At 68.7% G+C, this 14,645-nt stretch carries 14 protein-coding genes; 11 read left to right on the forward strand and 3 right to left on the reverse strand.

Translation table 11 applies throughout. The annotated features are described in order from the left end of the window. Positions 1-37 precede the first annotated feature (37 nt). The 5 genes from norR to AC07PV_RS09920 all read left to right on the forward strand — a co-directional run bounded on the left by norR (position 38) and on the right by AC07PV_RS09920 (position 6,145). On the forward strand, positions 38-1,603 hold the full coding sequence (gene norR, locus AC07PV_RS09900; protein ID WP_492254324.1) for a nitric oxide reductase transcriptional regulator NorR: 1,566 nt from the start codon (positions 38-40) through the stop codon (positions 1,601-1,603). Positions 1,604-1,715: 112 nt separating this feature from the next. Next, on the forward strand, positions 1,716-2,939 hold the full coding sequence (locus AC07PV_RS09905; RefSeq protein ID WP_218296527.1) for a threonine ammonia-lyase: 1,224 nt from the start codon (positions 1,716-1,718) through the stop codon (positions 2,937-2,939). A gap of 80 nt (positions 2,940-3,019) precedes the next feature. Beyond that, positions 3,020-3,166 (forward strand): hypothetical protein, encoded by a 147-nt coding sequence (locus AC07PV_RS09910; protein WP_218296526.1) that lies wholly within the window; start codon positions 3,020-3,022, stop codon positions 3,164-3,166. 81 nt (positions 3,167-3,247) lie between these two features. Next, on the forward strand, positions 3,248-3,967 hold the full coding sequence (gene queC, locus AC07PV_RS09915; RefSeq protein ID WP_494630123.1) for a 7-cyano-7-deazaguanine synthase QueC: 720 nt from the start codon (positions 3,248-3,250) through the stop codon (positions 3,965-3,967). Between the two features lie 306 nt (positions 3,968-4,273). Further along, positions 4,274-6,145 (forward strand): phosphoenolpyruvate carboxykinase (GTP), encoded by a 1,872-nt coding sequence (locus tag AC07PV_RS09920; RefSeq protein WP_218296524.1) that lies wholly within the window; start codon positions 4,274-4,276, stop codon positions 6,143-6,145. Between the two features lie 172 nt (positions 6,146-6,317). Here the strand turns inward: AC07PV_RS09920 and AC07PV_RS09925 are convergent, their stop codons facing one another. Then, a complete protein-coding gene (locus AC07PV_RS09925; protein ID WP_218296523.1) occupies positions 6,318-6,758 on the reverse strand; it encodes a hypothetical protein in 441 nt (146 codons plus the stop codon). 125 nt (positions 6,759-6,883) lie between these two features. Between AC07PV_RS09925 and AC07PV_RS09930 the strand changes: the two genes are divergently transcribed. The 3 genes from AC07PV_RS09930 (at position 6,884) to AC07PV_RS09940 (ending at position 9,366) form a co-directional block, all read left to right on the forward strand. Continuing rightward, positions 6,884-7,843 (forward strand): LysR family transcriptional regulator, encoded by a 960-nt coding sequence (locus tag AC07PV_RS09930; RefSeq protein ID WP_218296522.1) that lies wholly within the window; start codon positions 6,884-6,886, stop codon positions 7,841-7,843. Positions 7,844-7,986: 143 nt separating this feature from the next. Next, positions 7,987-8,832 (forward strand): metallophosphoesterase, encoded by an 846-nt coding sequence (locus AC07PV_RS09935; protein WP_218339216.1) that lies wholly within the window; start codon positions 7,987-7,989, stop codon positions 8,830-8,832. A 111-nt stretch (positions 8,833-8,943) separates the two neighbouring features. Continuing rightward, entirely contained in the window at positions 8,944-9,366 is a 423-nt protein-coding gene (locus tag AC07PV_RS09940; RefSeq protein ID WP_218296520.1) for a universal stress protein, read from the forward strand. 117 nt (positions 9,367-9,483) lie between these two features. Here AC07PV_RS09940 and AC07PV_RS09945 read toward each other — a convergent pair whose 3' ends face one another. Next, positions 9,484-10,107 carry a TetR/AcrR family transcriptional regulator gene (locus AC07PV_RS09945; RefSeq protein WP_218296519.1) on the reverse strand — a complete coding sequence of 208 codons (624 nt, stop codon included), beginning with the start codon at positions 10,105-10,107 and terminating at the stop codon, positions 9,484-9,486. Positions 10,108-10,260: 153 nt separating this feature from the next. Between AC07PV_RS09945 and AC07PV_RS09950 the strand changes: the two genes are divergently transcribed. Beyond that, positions 10,261-11,316, forward strand: a complete 1,056-nt coding sequence (locus tag AC07PV_RS09950; RefSeq protein ID WP_492254321.1) for a helix-turn-helix domain-containing protein — start codon at positions 10,261-10,263, stop codon at positions 11,314-11,316. Positions 11,317-11,613: 297 nt separating this feature from the next. Beyond that, entirely contained in the window at positions 11,614-12,189 is a 576-nt protein-coding gene (locus AC07PV_RS09955; RefSeq protein ID WP_494630125.1) for a midcut-by-XrtH protein, read from the forward strand. Positions 12,190-12,207: 18 nt separating this feature from the next. Here AC07PV_RS09955 and AC07PV_RS09960 read toward each other — a convergent pair whose 3' ends face one another. Then, the gene (locus AC07PV_RS09960) at positions 12,208-13,128 is read right to left on the reverse strand and encodes a LysR family transcriptional regulator ArgP (protein WP_218296516.1); all 921 of its coding nucleotides are present in this window, start codon (positions 13,126-13,128) and stop codon (positions 12,208-12,210) included. A 176-nt stretch (positions 13,129-13,304) separates the two neighbouring features. Between AC07PV_RS09960 and AC07PV_RS09965 the strand changes: the two genes are divergently transcribed. Then, on the forward strand, positions 13,305-14,642 hold the full coding sequence (locus tag AC07PV_RS09965) for a D-amino acid dehydrogenase (RefSeq protein WP_494630126.1): 1,338 nt from the start codon (positions 13,305-13,307) through the stop codon (positions 14,640-14,642). Positions 14,643-14,645: the final 3 nt, after the last annotated feature.

Consider the following 14,645-nt stretch of genomic DNA (forward strand, 5'->3'; position numbering starts at 1 on the left):
ATGGGGTTTAATTCACCCATTGAAGGTAAGTATCACCATGGACCATAGCCCCCTGCTGGCCGACCTGGCCACCGACCTGCCCCAGGCTGTGCGCCTGCAGCGGCTGGCGGACCACCTGCGCACCCGCTTTCACTGCGGCGCCGTGGCCCTGCTGCAGCTGGAAGAAGACCACCTGCGCCCCGTGGCCGTGGAGGGTCTGGTGCGCGAGGCGCTGGGCCGGCGCTTCGTGGTCAGCCAGCACCCCCGGCTCGCGGCCATCCTGGCGCGGCGCGAGGTGACCTGTTTCGACCACGACAGCACCCTGCCCGACCCCTACGACGGCCTGCTCGACACCCTGGTGGGCGAGCCCCTGCCCGTGCACGACTGCATGGGCGTGAGCCTGTGGGTGGACGGCCAGCCCTGGGGCGTGCTGACGCTGGACGCACTGCAGACCGGCACCTTCGGCGAGGCCGCACGCGCCGCGCTGGCCGACTGCAAGGTGCTGGTGGAGGCGGCCGTGCGCATCTCGCGGCTGGAGCGCGAGGTGCAGGCGCTGCGCAGCGCCCCCCACACCCGCAGCGCCGACGACGAGCGCACCACCCGCGCAAGCGATGGCGACATGGAGATCGTTGGCCAGAGCGAGCCCCTGCTGCGCCTGCTGCACGAGCTGGAGGTAGTGGCGGGCTCGGACCTGCCGGTGCTGCTGCTGGGCGAAACCGGCGTGGGCAAGGAGCTGTTCGCGCGCCTGCTGCACCGCCAGTCCACGCGCCGCACCAAGCCCCTGGTGCACGTGAACTGCGCGGCGCTGCCCGAGTCTCTGGCCGAGAGCGAACTCTTCGGCCACGTGCGCGGCGCGTTCTCCGGCGCAGTGGCCGATCGGCCCGGGCGCTTCGAGGCCGCCGAGGGCGGCACGCTGTTCCTGGATGAGGTGGGCGAGCTGCCGCTGGCCGTGCAGGCCAAGCTGCTGCGCACGCTGCAGAACGGCGAGATCCAGCGCCTGGGCGCCGACCGCCCGCGCCGCGTGGACGTGCGCGTGATCGCCGCCACCAACCGCAACCTGCGCGAGCAGGTGCGCGACGGCGCGTTCCGCGCCGACCTGTACCACCGGCTGTCGGTGTACCCCGTGCCCATCCCGCCGCTGCGCGAACGGGGCAACGATGTGCTGCTGCTGGCGGGCCGCTTTCTGGAACTGAACCGCGCGCGCCTGGGCCTGCGCAGCCTGCGGCTGTCGGCCAGCGCACAGGACGCCCTGCGCCGCTACCCCTGGCCCGGCAACATCCGCGAGCTGGAGCACGTGGTCAGCCGCGCGGCGCTCAAGGCCCTGAGCCGGGGCGTGAGCCGCGCGGACATCGTGACGCTGGAGCCCGCGCTGCTCGACCTGGACGCCAACGCCGCCAGCGTGGCCCACGCCCCCCTGGATGCCGGTGCCCCCGCTGTGGCCACCACGCCGCCCACCCCCACCACCGCCGAAGGCCCGCTGCGCGACGCCGTGGATGCCTGCCAGCGGCACGCCATCACGCAGGCCCTGGCGCGCCACCAGGGCAACTGGGCCCAGGCGGCGCGTGCGCTGGAGGTGGACGCGAGCAACCTGCACAAGCTGGCGCGCAGGCTGGGCATCAAGTAGAGCTTCCATTTTGATAGCATTCAGCGCTTATCCCTCAAGCGCTGGCGGCCATTTTCTTCCCATGTCCATGCCGGGGGGCCTGCGGCACGCGGGCCTGCGCCACAATGGCGCCATGCTGACCCTCCAAGACATCCGAGACGCCGCCACCCGCCTGCAGGGCCAGGTGCTGGACACCCCCTGTGTGGAATCCAAGACGCTCTCGCAGATCGTGGGCGCGCAGGTATTCCTCAAGTTCGAGAACCTGCAGTTCACGGCCTCGTTCAAGGAGCGGGGCGCCTGCAACCGGCTCACCTTGCTGGTCGACGCGGAACGTGCCCGCGGCGCGGCGCCCGGAACGACGCCGGGTGTGGTGGCCATGAGCGCGGGCAACCATGCCCAGGGCGTGGCCTACCACGCGCAGCGCCTGGGCCTGCGCGCGGTGATCGTGATGCCGCGCTTCACGCCCGGCGTGAAGGTGGAGCGCACCCGCGGCTTCGGCGCCGAGGTGGTGCTGCACGGCGACACGCTCGAAGAAGCCCGGGCCCACGCCTACGGGCTGGCCGATGCGCAGGGGCTGACGTTCGTGCACCCCTACGACGACGAAGCCATTGCCGCGGGCCAGGGCACGGTCGCGCTGGAGATGCTCGCCGCCCAGCCCGATCTGGACATGCTGGTCGTCGCCATCGGCGGGGGCGGGCTGATCGCCGGCATGGCCACGGCGGCCAAGGCGCTCAAGCCCGGCATCGAGATCGTGGGCGTGCAGGCGGCGCGCTTTCCGTCGATGGTCAACGCCGTGCGGCACACGCAGCACCCCATGGGCACCTCGACCATCGCCGAGGGCATTGCCGTGGGCACCCCGGGCAAGATCACCCAGGAGGTGGTGCAGCGCCTGGTGGACGACCTGGTGCTGGTGGACGAAGGCGATATCGAGCAGGCCGTGCTGATGCTGCTCGAAATCGAGAAGACGCTGGTCGAGGGCGCGGGCGCCGCGGCCCTGGCGGCGCTGGTGCGCCACCCCGCCCGCTTCAGGGGCAAGCGCGTGGGGCTGGTGCTCTCGGGCGGCAACATCGATCCGCTGCTGCTGGCCGCCATCATCGAGCGCGGCATGGTGCGCTCGGGCCGGCTGGCGCGCATCAAGGTCAGCGCGCGCGACGTGCCGGGCGTGCTCGCGCGCATCACCGCCACCGTGGCCGACGCGGGCGCGAACATCGAGGAAGTGCACCACCAGCGCGCGTTCACCATGCTGGCCGCGCAGAACGTGGAGATCGAGCTGGTCCTGCAGACAAGGAGCAAGGCGCACGTGGACGAGGTGCTGGGCAAGCTGCGTTCGGCGGGCATGGAGGCCGACCTGATCTGACCCCCGGCGCGGGGTTTTCAGCCCCGTGCACGCCGGCGCGGCTAGAATTGCGCAAGTTTTAAGCATCTGGAGCCCACACCATGTCCGACCACCACACTACGCACGCCCCCGAATCGCTCCCGCACGATCCTGTGGAAAACGTGGTTCACGTGATTCCCGTGGTGCTGCCCGTGGTCGGCGGCATCATGATGTTCCTGCTGGCCTTCATCGCCGTGTACATGGCCTGATCGATTGCCCTGGCACCGCCACAAGCCCCGCTGCGCGGGGCTTTTTTTCGCCTTGCACCACCCCCGTCACCAGGAGACCCCATGAGACCCGGACACGCCCTCGTCCTTTTTTCCGGTGGCCAGGACTCCACCACCTGCCTGGCCTGGGCGCTCACGCAGTTCGAGCGCGTGGAAACCATCGGCTTCGACTACGGCCAGCGCCACCATGTGGAGCTGCAGGCCCGGCAGGCAGTGCTGGCGGCCCTGCGGTCCCGCTTCGGGCCATGGCGGGACCGGCTCGGCGACGACCACATGATCGACCTGGCCGTGCTGGGCCGCATCAGCGACACGGCGCTGACCAGCGACGCCGAGATCCAGATGACCGCCGCCGGCCTGCCCAACACCTTCGTGCCGGGGCGCAACCTGCTGTTCTTCAACCTGGCCGCCGCCGTGGGCTACCGGCGCGGGCTGCACACGCTGGTGGGCGGCATGTGCGAAACCGACTTCTCGGGCTACCCCGACTGCCGCGACGACACGCTCAAGGCGCTGCAGGTCGCCGTGTCGCTGGGCATGGGGCAGCGCTTCACGTTCGAGACGCCGCTCATGTGGCTGGACAAGGCCGCCACCTGGGAGCTGGCCCGCACCCTGGGCGGCGACGCGCTGGTGGATCTCATCATCACCGAGTCGCACACCTGCTACCACGGGGTGCGCGACACGCTGCATGCCTGGGGCTACGGCTGCGGCACCTGCCCGGCGTGCGAGTTGCGCAAGGCGGGCCATGCGCGGTGGCAGGCCGGCCAGACAGGCCAGCCCTGCACCTGAAGGGCGGGACAGAGCGGGACTGGGCGGATTGTGATGCATAACCTCATGCATCTTTTGCATGGTTTTAGCCCCAGTCTGACAGACAAGCGGTCGGCAGATTCATAAAATTGACACCCCAGCCGACCCGCGGAATCCGTGGAAATAGCCTCCACCCCGTGGGGCTGATCCACGCTCCCGCCCGCCGACTGAGCACGAAAGCCGTTTTTTCAAAGGCAGCGCTCAGCATCGCAACTGCGCCAGGCCTTGCCGCGATCCACCGGGTCCGCTTCCTTTGAAAAAACTGTTTTTCAACTTAGGAAGCTCCCGATGAACGCACCCACCATGCAGGGCCTGAATCTCAACGCCCCCGCTTACGTCAAGAACGCCCGGCTGCTCGCCTGGGTGGCCGACATGGCCGCCCTGTGCAAGCCCGACACCATCTATTGGTGCGACGGCAGCAAGGAAGAGTACGACCGCCTGTGCCAGCAGCTGGTCGACGCCGGCACCTTCAAGAAGCTCAACCCCGCCAAGCGCCCCGGCAGCTTCCTGGCCTGGTCCGACCCATCGGACGTGGCCCGCGTGGAAGACCGCACCTACATCTGCTCGGCCGCCAAGGAAGACGCAGGCCCCACCAACAACTGGATGGCACCCGCAGAGATGCGGGCCACGCTGCAGCCCCTGTTCGACGGCTGCATGAAGGGCCGCACCATGTACGTGGTGCCTTTCAGCATGGGCCCCCTGGGTAGCCACATCGCCCACATCGGCGTGGAGCTGACCGACAGCGCCTACGTGGCCGTGAACCAGCGCCTCATGACCCGCATGGGCAAGGCCGTGTACGACGTGCTGGGCGTGGAAGGAGAGTTCGTGCCCTGCATGCACACCGTGGGCGCCCCCCTGGCCGAAGGTGAAAAGGACACGACCAGCTGGCCCTGCAATCCCAAGGTCAAGTACATCGTGCACTACCCCGAGACGCGCGAGATCTGGTCGTACGGCTCGGGCTACGGCGGCAACGCGCTGCTGGGCAAGAAGTGCCTGGCCCTGCGCATCGCGTCGACCATGGGCCGCGACCAGGGCTGGCTGGCCGAGCACATGCTCATCCTGGGCGTGACCAACCCCGCCGGCAAGAAGTACCACGTGGCCGCCGCCTTCCCCAGCGCCTGCGGCAAGACCAACTTCTCGATGCTGGTGCCGCCCGAAGCAGGCTTTGCCGGCTGGAAGGTCACCACCATCGGTGACGACATCGCCTGGATCAAGCCCCATGCCGACGGCAAGATGTATGCCATCAACCCTGAAGCCGGCTACTTTGGCGTGGCCCCCGGCACGAACATGCACACCAACCCCAACTGCATGAAGAGCCTGGACAAGGACGTGATCTTCACCAACGTGGCCCTGACCGACGACGGCGACGTGTGGTGGGAAGGCATGGAAAAGGACACCGGCAAGCTCCCGGACCACCTGATCGACTGGCAAGGCAAGGACTGGACGCCCCAGATCGCCAAGGAAACCGGCGCCAAGGCGGCCCACCCCAACTCGCGCTTCACGGTGGCCGCCACCAACAACCCGGCGCTCGATGCGCAGTGGGACGACGCCAACGGCGTGGCGATCGACGCCTTCATCTTCGGCGGCCGCCGCTCCACCACCGTGCCGCTGGTGACGGAAGCCCGCACCTGGACGGAGGGCGTGTACATGGCCGCCACCATGGGCTCCGAGACCACCGCCGCCGCCTTCGGGGCCCAGGGCGTGGTGCGCCGCGACCCCTTCGCCATGCTGCCGTTCTGCGGCTACAACATGAGCGACTACTTCCAGCACTGGCTGAACATGGAAGGCAAGATCGCCGCCACCGGCAAGGCCGTGCCCAAGGTCTTCTGCGTGAACTGGTTCCGCAAGGACGAGGCCGGCAAGTTCGTCTGGCCCGGCTACGGCGACAACATGCGCGTGCTCAAGTGGATGATCGACCGCATCGAAGGCCAGGCCCAAGGCCAGGAAACCATGTTCGGCGTGGCGCCCCAGTACGCCGAGATCAACTGGACGGGCCTGGATTTCAGCGCCCAGAAGTTCGACGCCGTGACCAGCATCGACAAGGCGGCCTGGGCCGATGAGTTCAAGCTGCACGATGCCCACTTCGAGCAACTGGCCTACCACCTGCCCACGGCCCTGCTGGACACCAAGGCCCTGCTGGAAAAACGCCTGGCTGCATAAAACCCTGTTCTTCCCAGTCCGAGAAACCGCCCCTTCTGCCGAACGGGCGGTTTTTTCATGGGCCGGCGCCAGGGGGAAACAGGCCAGGCGCAGGACAGCCGGCCCATGAAAAAAGCCGTGGCGAGCATTCGCCACGGCTTCAAGGGGATCGGGACGGCCGCGCAGCGCGGTCTCAGTAGTACGTGCGGATATCGTTCACCGTGGGGATGCCCATTGCATGGTTCAGTTCAGCCATGATGCGGGGATCCTTCATGGCGACTTGCCAGGTGCGCTCGTCGTCCGCGGCGCGGCGGCGGTTTTCCGCCCAGGCGCGGCCTGCCACGCGCAGAGCGGCGCCAGCACGGCGTGCCGGGGCGGTCAGCAGGGCCAGGGCGGCGAACGCCACCAGCCACAGCACCATCCACGCGGCCAGCAGGTGGCCTTCGCTCCAGGTGTCGATCACCTGGTTGGCCACGACCAGCAGTGCCGACACGACGGCCGCGAGCAGCAGGGTGGCGGCGCCACGGGCGCCGTCAAAGTTGGCGGCCACGCTCTTCAGAGCGGCGGCGGCGTTTTCGGCGCGGACCACGCCGGGGTGTTCAGTGGGGTAGTCAACGTGTGCAAAGCTGGTCATTTCGGTTTCCCTTTTCTAACGCTTGTGGCGAGATTGCCGGGCGATGGGGTGATATTAGGGTTTACCCTTTGCATGTTCAAGTTTATATTTTGAATCATTGATATTCATAATGGTGATGAATTCCCATGACACCCTTGAACTTCCGCTCGCTGGACCTGAATCTGTTGCGCGTCTTCGACGAGGTGATGGCCGAGCGCAGCCTCACGCGCGCGGCACACAAGCTGTCCATCACCCAGCCCGCCGTGAGCAATGCCATGCGCCGGCTGCGCGACGTGCTGGGGGATGAACTGGTGGTGCGCAGCGGCCAGGGGGTCGAGCCCACGCCCCGCGCCTTGGCGCTGTGGCCCCCCGTGCGCGAGGCCCTGGCCCATCTGCAGGACTCCCTGGCGCCGGGGCGCTTCGAGCCCGCCACGGCCGAGTCCACCTTTGTGCTGGCCATGGCCGATGCCACGGCGGCCACGCTGGTTCCCGCCCTCGTGGAGATCATCGAGCGCGAGGCCCCCGGCATCTCGATCCGGGTGCTGCCCCTGACCACCCGCGACCCCCGGCGCCTGCTCGACGAGGAAGCCGCCGACATGGCGGTAGGCTACTTTCCGGCCGTGCTGGCCGACCTCACGGCACGCGCGCAGTCGGGCGGGGCGGTCGCGTTCGAGAGCCGCCGCCTCTACGACGGGGAATACGTGTGCGTGATGCGCCAGGGCCACCCGCTGGCGGACGCGCCGCTCACCCTGGACGCCTATTGCGCTGCCCGGCACATGCTGGTGAGCTTTTCCGGCCGCCCCTTCGGTTTCATCGACGAGGCGCTGGCCTCCCTGGGCCGCGAGCGCAAGGTAGTGATCACGGTCAACCAGTTCTTCACCGCCGGGCGCGTGGTGTCGGGTTCGGACCTGCTGACGGTGCTGCCGCGCCACTTCGTGCCCGTCACGGGCATCTCCGACGCGCTGGTGCAACGGGCCCTGCCGCTGGACGTCCCGCCCGTGCACGTCGATGCCCTGTGGCGCCGCCGCGGCCCGCAGCAGGCGGCGATGACCTGGCTGCTGCACGCCCTGGCGCGCTCGGCGCGCCGCACCTTTCCCGAACCGTGAGGCCCGGGCGCGGGCATCCCGCCCACCCACCCCAGCGCGGCCTGCCGCGGCAGTGCCTTGCGGCGGGATCTGGCGCATTTCGGGGTGCCGCCAGGGCATTCGCTTCGCCCCTTCCCACCCCGAGCCCGTAGACTGCGCGCTCCATGAACATCCAGCTGCTGTCCGATCTGCACCTTGAGGCGCACCCCCATTTCATCCCCGAACCGGCCCCCGGCGCCGATGTGCTGGTGCTTGCGGGGGACGTGGGCTCCTACCAGCAGGGCTCGCTGCTGCAGGACGATGACTTCGGCCTCGCCCGGTTCTCGCCCCTGGCCCCGTACGCGGGCTGGCCCACGCCGGTGCTCTTCGTGCCCGGCAACCACGAATACGACGCGCAGGATTTCGATGCGGCCCACCAGCGGCTGCGCAGGACCTGCGAACGGCTGGGGATCACCTGGCTGGAGCGGGAGGTGGTCACTCTTCAAGGTGTCCGCTTCGTGGGCACCACGCTCTGGAGCGATTTCGACGCTTTGGCGGACCACGAAGGCACCACCGACCTGGCCAGGCGCCTGAAGCTGCGCGACAAGGCTTTCCGGGCGGCGAATTTCTATCTGCGCAAGACGGGCGGCACCCGCCATGCGCAGCCGTTCCTCGCCGAGGCCGTGCGCGACCAGGCCCTGGTCTGCCAGCAGTGGCTGGCCGACGCGCTCGCGGTCCCGTTCGACGGGCCCACGGTCGTGGCCACGCACTTCGCGCCCAGCCTGCGCAGTGCCGACCCGCGCTACGGCATGGTGCCGGGCACGGCGGGCTTCTGCAACGCGCTGGACGCCCTGCTGCCCCGCGCGCAGCTGTGGCTGCACGGGCACCTGCATGCCCCGAGCGACTACACGGCACGGGGCCTGCGCGAGGACGGCACGCCGTGGCAGTGCCGTGTCGTGGCCAATCCGCTGGGTTATGCGCGCAAGGGCGAGCAGGCGGCGTTCCAGGCGCAGTGCTGCATCACCTTATGATCGGCGCACGGGGCCCTGCCGCCCCGCAGTGCAGAGGAAAAAACATGACCCAGGTCAAGACAACAGAAGTCCGCGCACGTTAGTCTGACCCATTCCTTTTCGGAGAACACCATGAACATCCTGCTTGCTGTCGACGGCAGCGCCTACACCAAGAAAATGCTGGCTTACCTGGCCACCCACGAAGAACTGCTGGGGGGCAACCACCAGTACACGGTGCTCACCGTGCAGGCCCCGCTGCCCGCGCGTGCCCGCGCGGCCCTGGGCAAGGAAGTCGTGGAGAACTACCACGCCGAAGAAGCCGAGAAAATCCTGGCGCCCGTGTGCAAGTTTCTCGCGCGCCACGGTGTGGAGGCCAAGCGCAGCGTCAAGGTCGGCACGGTGGGCGAGAACATCGCCAAGGTGGCCGACAGCGGCAAGTTCGACCTGCTGGTGATGGGCTCCCACGGCCACGGAGCCCTGGCCACCCTGGTCATGGGTTCGGTCACCACGCAGGTGCTGGCCCACAGCAAGGTGCCCGTGCTGCTCGTGCGCTGAGCCCCGCCGCCCGGCGCAGGCCGCGCCCTGCCTCGGCAGGGTTTTTCGCCCACAAGACAAGAAAGCCCGGCATGCCGGGCTTTCTTGCGAGGTACGAAACGCCGGAACGGGCTGCCGCTACCGCGCAGCCAGCCCGTCGAAACAGGTGCGCACCACCAGATCCACGATCTGCGCATCCGAATACTGGCCGCCTTCCTTGAGGAAGCTCACCACCGGGTCACAGGCCCGCGCATACAAGGTGTACAGCACCACCAGCGGTGGCAGCGTGGGGTTGATCACGCCCTCGGCCTGGGCCTGGGTGATCCATTCGCCGATCTGGTCGCTCACCGCCACCAGGCCGTTGAGATAGTCCTTGTTGGCCATGAGCACCGCGCGCAGCGTGGAGTTGCGGCTGGGCAGCAGCGGCATTTCATTGCTCAGCAGGCGCTCCAGCGACCAGCGCACCAGCGCATGGAGCTTTTCGAGGGGTGGCGTTTCGGCGGGCAGGTCCGCCAGATAGGCCCGCACCCGCGCCAGGATCTGCACCATGGCGGCGCTGCACAGCTCTTCCTTGCTGCAAAAGTGCTTGTACAGGCTGGCCTTGGCAATGCCCACGGCGTTGGCCACATCGTCCATGGTCATGGCGTCGAAGGCCTTTTCGCCCAGGAGCTGACAGGTGGACTGGAGGATGGCATCCTCGCGCGCCTGGTGCATCTGCTCCTTGAACGAGGCTTTGGGGGGCTGCGTTTGCATGGCGTCCATTTTATACATCACAGTAAAAAAATAAATGACCAAGTTGCAATGCAACTACGTCGTTCACGTTTTCTCCAGCAGGAATCGTGCCGCGGGCCTGGGCGCGAGGGCGGGCAATCTGCGCTGGTGCACTGCAGCACCCGCCCCCATAATCGCGCCGCCATGTCCACGCCGCACGCCCTGCCATCGACAGTTTTCACCACCGACCAGGGTTCCGGCGAAGAGCGCTTCGAGGCCTGGCGCAGCAGCATTTCGGTGGTCTTCGATGTCGCGCCGCTGGACCGCGATCCGCTGGAGAGCTTCAGTGCATCGGTCACCGCCAGCCACCTGGGCGCCCTGCTGGTGGGCGACCTGCGCTTTGGCCGGCAGCAGTTCTCGCGCGGTACGCCGCGCGTGGCGCGCGACGGGGTCAACCACTACCTGGTGCAGTGGTACCGCAGCGGCGGGTTCGTGGGCCAGCACGACGACGGCGTGGACATGCAGGTGCGCGCGGGCGACATCACCGTGTTCGACCTCGGCCGCACGCAGCGCACCTACGCCAGCCCCTCGCACGTCCTGTCCATCGTCGTGCCCCGCGAGATCGCCGACGAGGCCTTTTGCAGCCCCTCGGCCGACCTGCACGGCACGGTGCTGCGCGGCCACACGGCGCTGGGCGGGCTGCTCAGCGACTACCTGCAGTCGCTGCATCGGCGGCTGCCCACCGTCACCCTCCCCGAGGCGCCCGCCGTGGTGCAGGCCACCACGCAGATGCTGGCGGCCTGCCTGCGCCCGGGCCGCGACACCCTCGCCCAGGCGGAGCCACAGATCCAGGGTGTCACCCTCGGACGCATCCAGCAATACATCGCGCAGCACCTGGGGGCCCCGCTCAGCCCCGAGCTGCTGAGCCGCACGTTCGGCGTCTCGCGCAGCATGCTGTACCGGCTGTTCGAGCCGCTGGGCGGCGTGGCGCACTACGTGCAGCAGCAGCGCCTGGCCCGGGCGTTCCACGCGCTGGCCAACCCGGCCAACCGCCGGCTGCGGGTGGGCGAGATCGCCACGCGCGCCGGGTTCACCAGCGAGGCGCATTTCAGCCGCGCCTTTCGCACGACCTTTGGCCTCACGCCCAGCGACGTGCGTGCCATGGGGCGCGGCTGGCAAGCGCCCCGCAAGGGCCCGGACGGCGCCAGCGGGCAGACCACCGCCGAATACGCGGACTGGCTGCGCGGCTTGAGGGTGTAGCACCCGCTTTTGCCGATCCCTCGGCGGCACGGGCAGTCAAGCGCCCTGAAACGCACAGTCAAGCCGCGCCGTGAATGCTGCCTAGCATGCGCGGCAGCCCTCCTCCGCTTCTTCTCCGTGCGCGCCACCATGTTCCTTGTCCGCGGCATCGCCGCCGCCCTTTTCGCGGCCAACCAACCGGCGCAGCGTGGGCTTGGCCTTGACCGACGGCGGCCCGGGTCCCGTCGCAGGGCTCGCGCATCACTCCCAAAACAATAGCTACTCACCCTTTTAAAACAAGCGCTACAAGGCAATTTCATGCAAAAAAACCATCCCTCCCGTCACCCCGCAACCGCCCCACGCATCGCCCTGTGGGCCGCCGCCGCTGCAGCCCCCGCCGCCTGGGCCCAGGGCGCGCCCGTGGGCGCGGTGGCCTATGCCCCGCTGGCGGCCCCGGCCGCCGTGCCCACGCTGTCGCAATGGGGGCTGCTGGTGCTGGTGCTGCTCCTGGCCGCCGCGGCCCGCCACCTGCTGCGCCACGCGGGGCACGGCGTGGTCCGCGCCATCGTGCCGGGGCTGCTGACCTGCGCGGCGCTGCTGTGCATGCCGTGGGGCGGACAGGCGATCGCGGTGCCCTCCAGCGATGTCCCGCTGGACAACCCGGCGGGGGGCGTGGCCGACATTCCCGACCACCCCGACCTGGAACGTGCATTCGCCGACTACCTGCACGCCTACGAGGTGCGCAACACCACGGACCGCCCCCAGCGGATCACCGCCGTGAGCGTGACCGCCGCGCACCGCATCCAGGGCCCGGGTGATGAGACCCGATGCACGGTGGGGCAGACGCTGGCGCCCATGGCCTCGTGCCATCTCGTGGTGGGCCGGCCGCACTGAACGCAGCCGCCGCCCCGGCTAGGCCGCCGGCGCCTCGAGCGTGCGGGCGGCCGTGGCCGTGAGCGCGGCCGTGAGCGCGTCCAGCACCGCCGACTCCAGGTTCCAGCAGTGCCAGTACAGCTGGATCGGCAGCCTGCGGCCGGGCGCCAGGTCCACCATGCTGCCGTCGGCGATGGGCCCGCGCGCCAGCAGCTCGGGCACCACGCCCACCGCCCAGCCGGCGGCCACGGCGCGCATCTGCGCCTCCGACCCGGGCACGAACAGGTGGTTGAGCGCCACGCGCTTGAGGCCGAAGGCACGGGCCACGAATTCGGCGGCCATGTCGTCCTTGCGGTTGAACGACAGGAACGGCACTTCGCGGAAGTTGTGCGGCGTGAGCCCCTGGGGCAGGTGCTGCTGCGCATAGGGCGCAGACGCCACCGCCACGTAGTGCATGGCGCCCAGAGGCACCATCTTGCAGCCGCGCAGGGCCTGCTTGAGCGTGGTCACGCAGCCCAGCACCTGGCCGGAGCGCAGCCATTCCTGGGTGAAGTCCTGGTCGTCCACGATGATTTCGAGCGGCAGGCGCTGGCGCACCAGGTCGTGCAGCGCGCCCATGGCCCAGGTGGCGATGCTGTCGGCATTGATGGCGATCGAGATGCGTTCGTCCTCGCGCGTGCCGCCGGGGGCGCTGGGCGCGAGTTCGTGCAGGTCGCGCTCCAGGTCGGCGCGCAGCAGTCGCAGCTGCTTGGTGTGCTTGAGCAGCAACTGCCCCGCCGAGGTGGGCCGCAGCGGACGGCTGCGCACGATGAGCACCGAGCCCACCTGCGCCTCCAGCGCGCGCAGGCGCTGTGAGACGGCCGACTGTGTGACGTTCAGGCGCTGCGCAGCGCGCTCGAAGCCGCCCTCTTCAACGATGGCGGCAAGGCATTCCAGGGCGGCGGGATCGTAGGTGCTCATGGTCTCGGGCTCGAACAAAAGAGGGTTGTCTCTACCGCACCGTTTATTAGGTGCGCTGATGTTTTTGGAGTAAGTTTAATTTTGCTTTTAGTTGAATGCAATGTCGCGCACACTGCGCCCCATCGTGTCCCGCACTGGGGCGGGTGGCACGCAAAGGCTCACAAGGCATTCCGCATATGAAAACCATTGTTCTCGGCGCAGGCATCATCGGCACCAGCACGGCGTGGCACCTGCTGGAACGCGGTCACGAAGTCATCGTGATCGACCGCCAGCCCGATGCGGCGCTCGAAACCAGTTTTGCCAACGCGGCGCAGATCTCGGTGAGCTACTGCGAGCCCTGGGCCAACCGCGAGGCGCCGCTCAAGGCGCTCAAGTGGATGTTCGACAAGGAAGCGCCGCTGCTGTTTCGCCCGCAGATGGACTGGCAGCAGTGGCGCTGGGGCCTGCAGTTCCTGGCGCAGTGCAACGACGCGGCATTCGAGCGCAACGTGCAGCAGATCGTGGCGCTGGGCGCCTACAGCCATGCCGCGCTCAAGGACCTGGTGACCACCACGGGCATTGAGTACAACCGGCTCGAACGCGGCATCGCCCACTTCTACACCGACCAGAAGTCCTTCGACGCCGCGGGCCATGCGGTGGAGCTCATGCGCAAGCACGGCGTGCAACGGCGCCTGGTGAGCCGCGACGAACTGCTGCAGATCGAGCCCGCGTTCAAGGCCTACGGCGACAAGATCACCGGCGGCACCTACACCAGCACCGACGAGAGCGGCGACGCGCGCGTGTTCACGCAGGAACTCGCCCGCCGCTGCGTGGCGCGCGGCGCGCAGTTCCTCTATGGCCACGACGTGCTGCGCCTGAACAAGATCGGCAACGCTATTGATTCGGTAGCTGTCATGGCACGCCAGTCCAGCGGTGGGGGCAAAAAAGACTTCATCCTGAAGGCCGACGCCGTGGTCGTGGCCTGCGGCTCCTACAGCGCGCCGCTGTTGCGCAGCGTGGGCGTGGACCTGCCGATCTACCCTGGCAAGGGCTACAGCGCCACGTTCCCGCTGCTCAAGCCCGAGGGCGCGCCCATGGTCTCCACCATCGACGACGGCAAGAAGATCGCCATGAGCCGCCTGGGCAACCACCTGCGCGTGGCGGGCACCATCGAACTCAATGGCTGGGACCTGACGCTGGACAGCACACTGGCCCGCGCACGCTGCCACATGCTGTCGCGCCGCATCGAGGCCATCCTGCCCGGCGTGTGCGACACCCGCACGCCCGAAGAAGGCGGCGACCCGCAGTACTGGACCGGCCTGCGCCCGGCCACGCCCACCAACATCCCGTTCATCGGGCAGACCCGCGTGGGCAAGCTGTGGGTGAATGCTGGCCACGGCACGCTGGGCTGGACGCACGGCGCGGGCTCGGGCAAGGCGCTGGCCGAGCTCATCAGCGGCGAACAGCCCGCGATGAACTTCGGCTTCCTGGGCGACGAACGGGTGCGCGCGCCCCGGGCCGTCGCCACGGCCTGAAGC

Source organism: Acidovorax sp. GW821-FHT09A11, assembly GCF_059418365.1.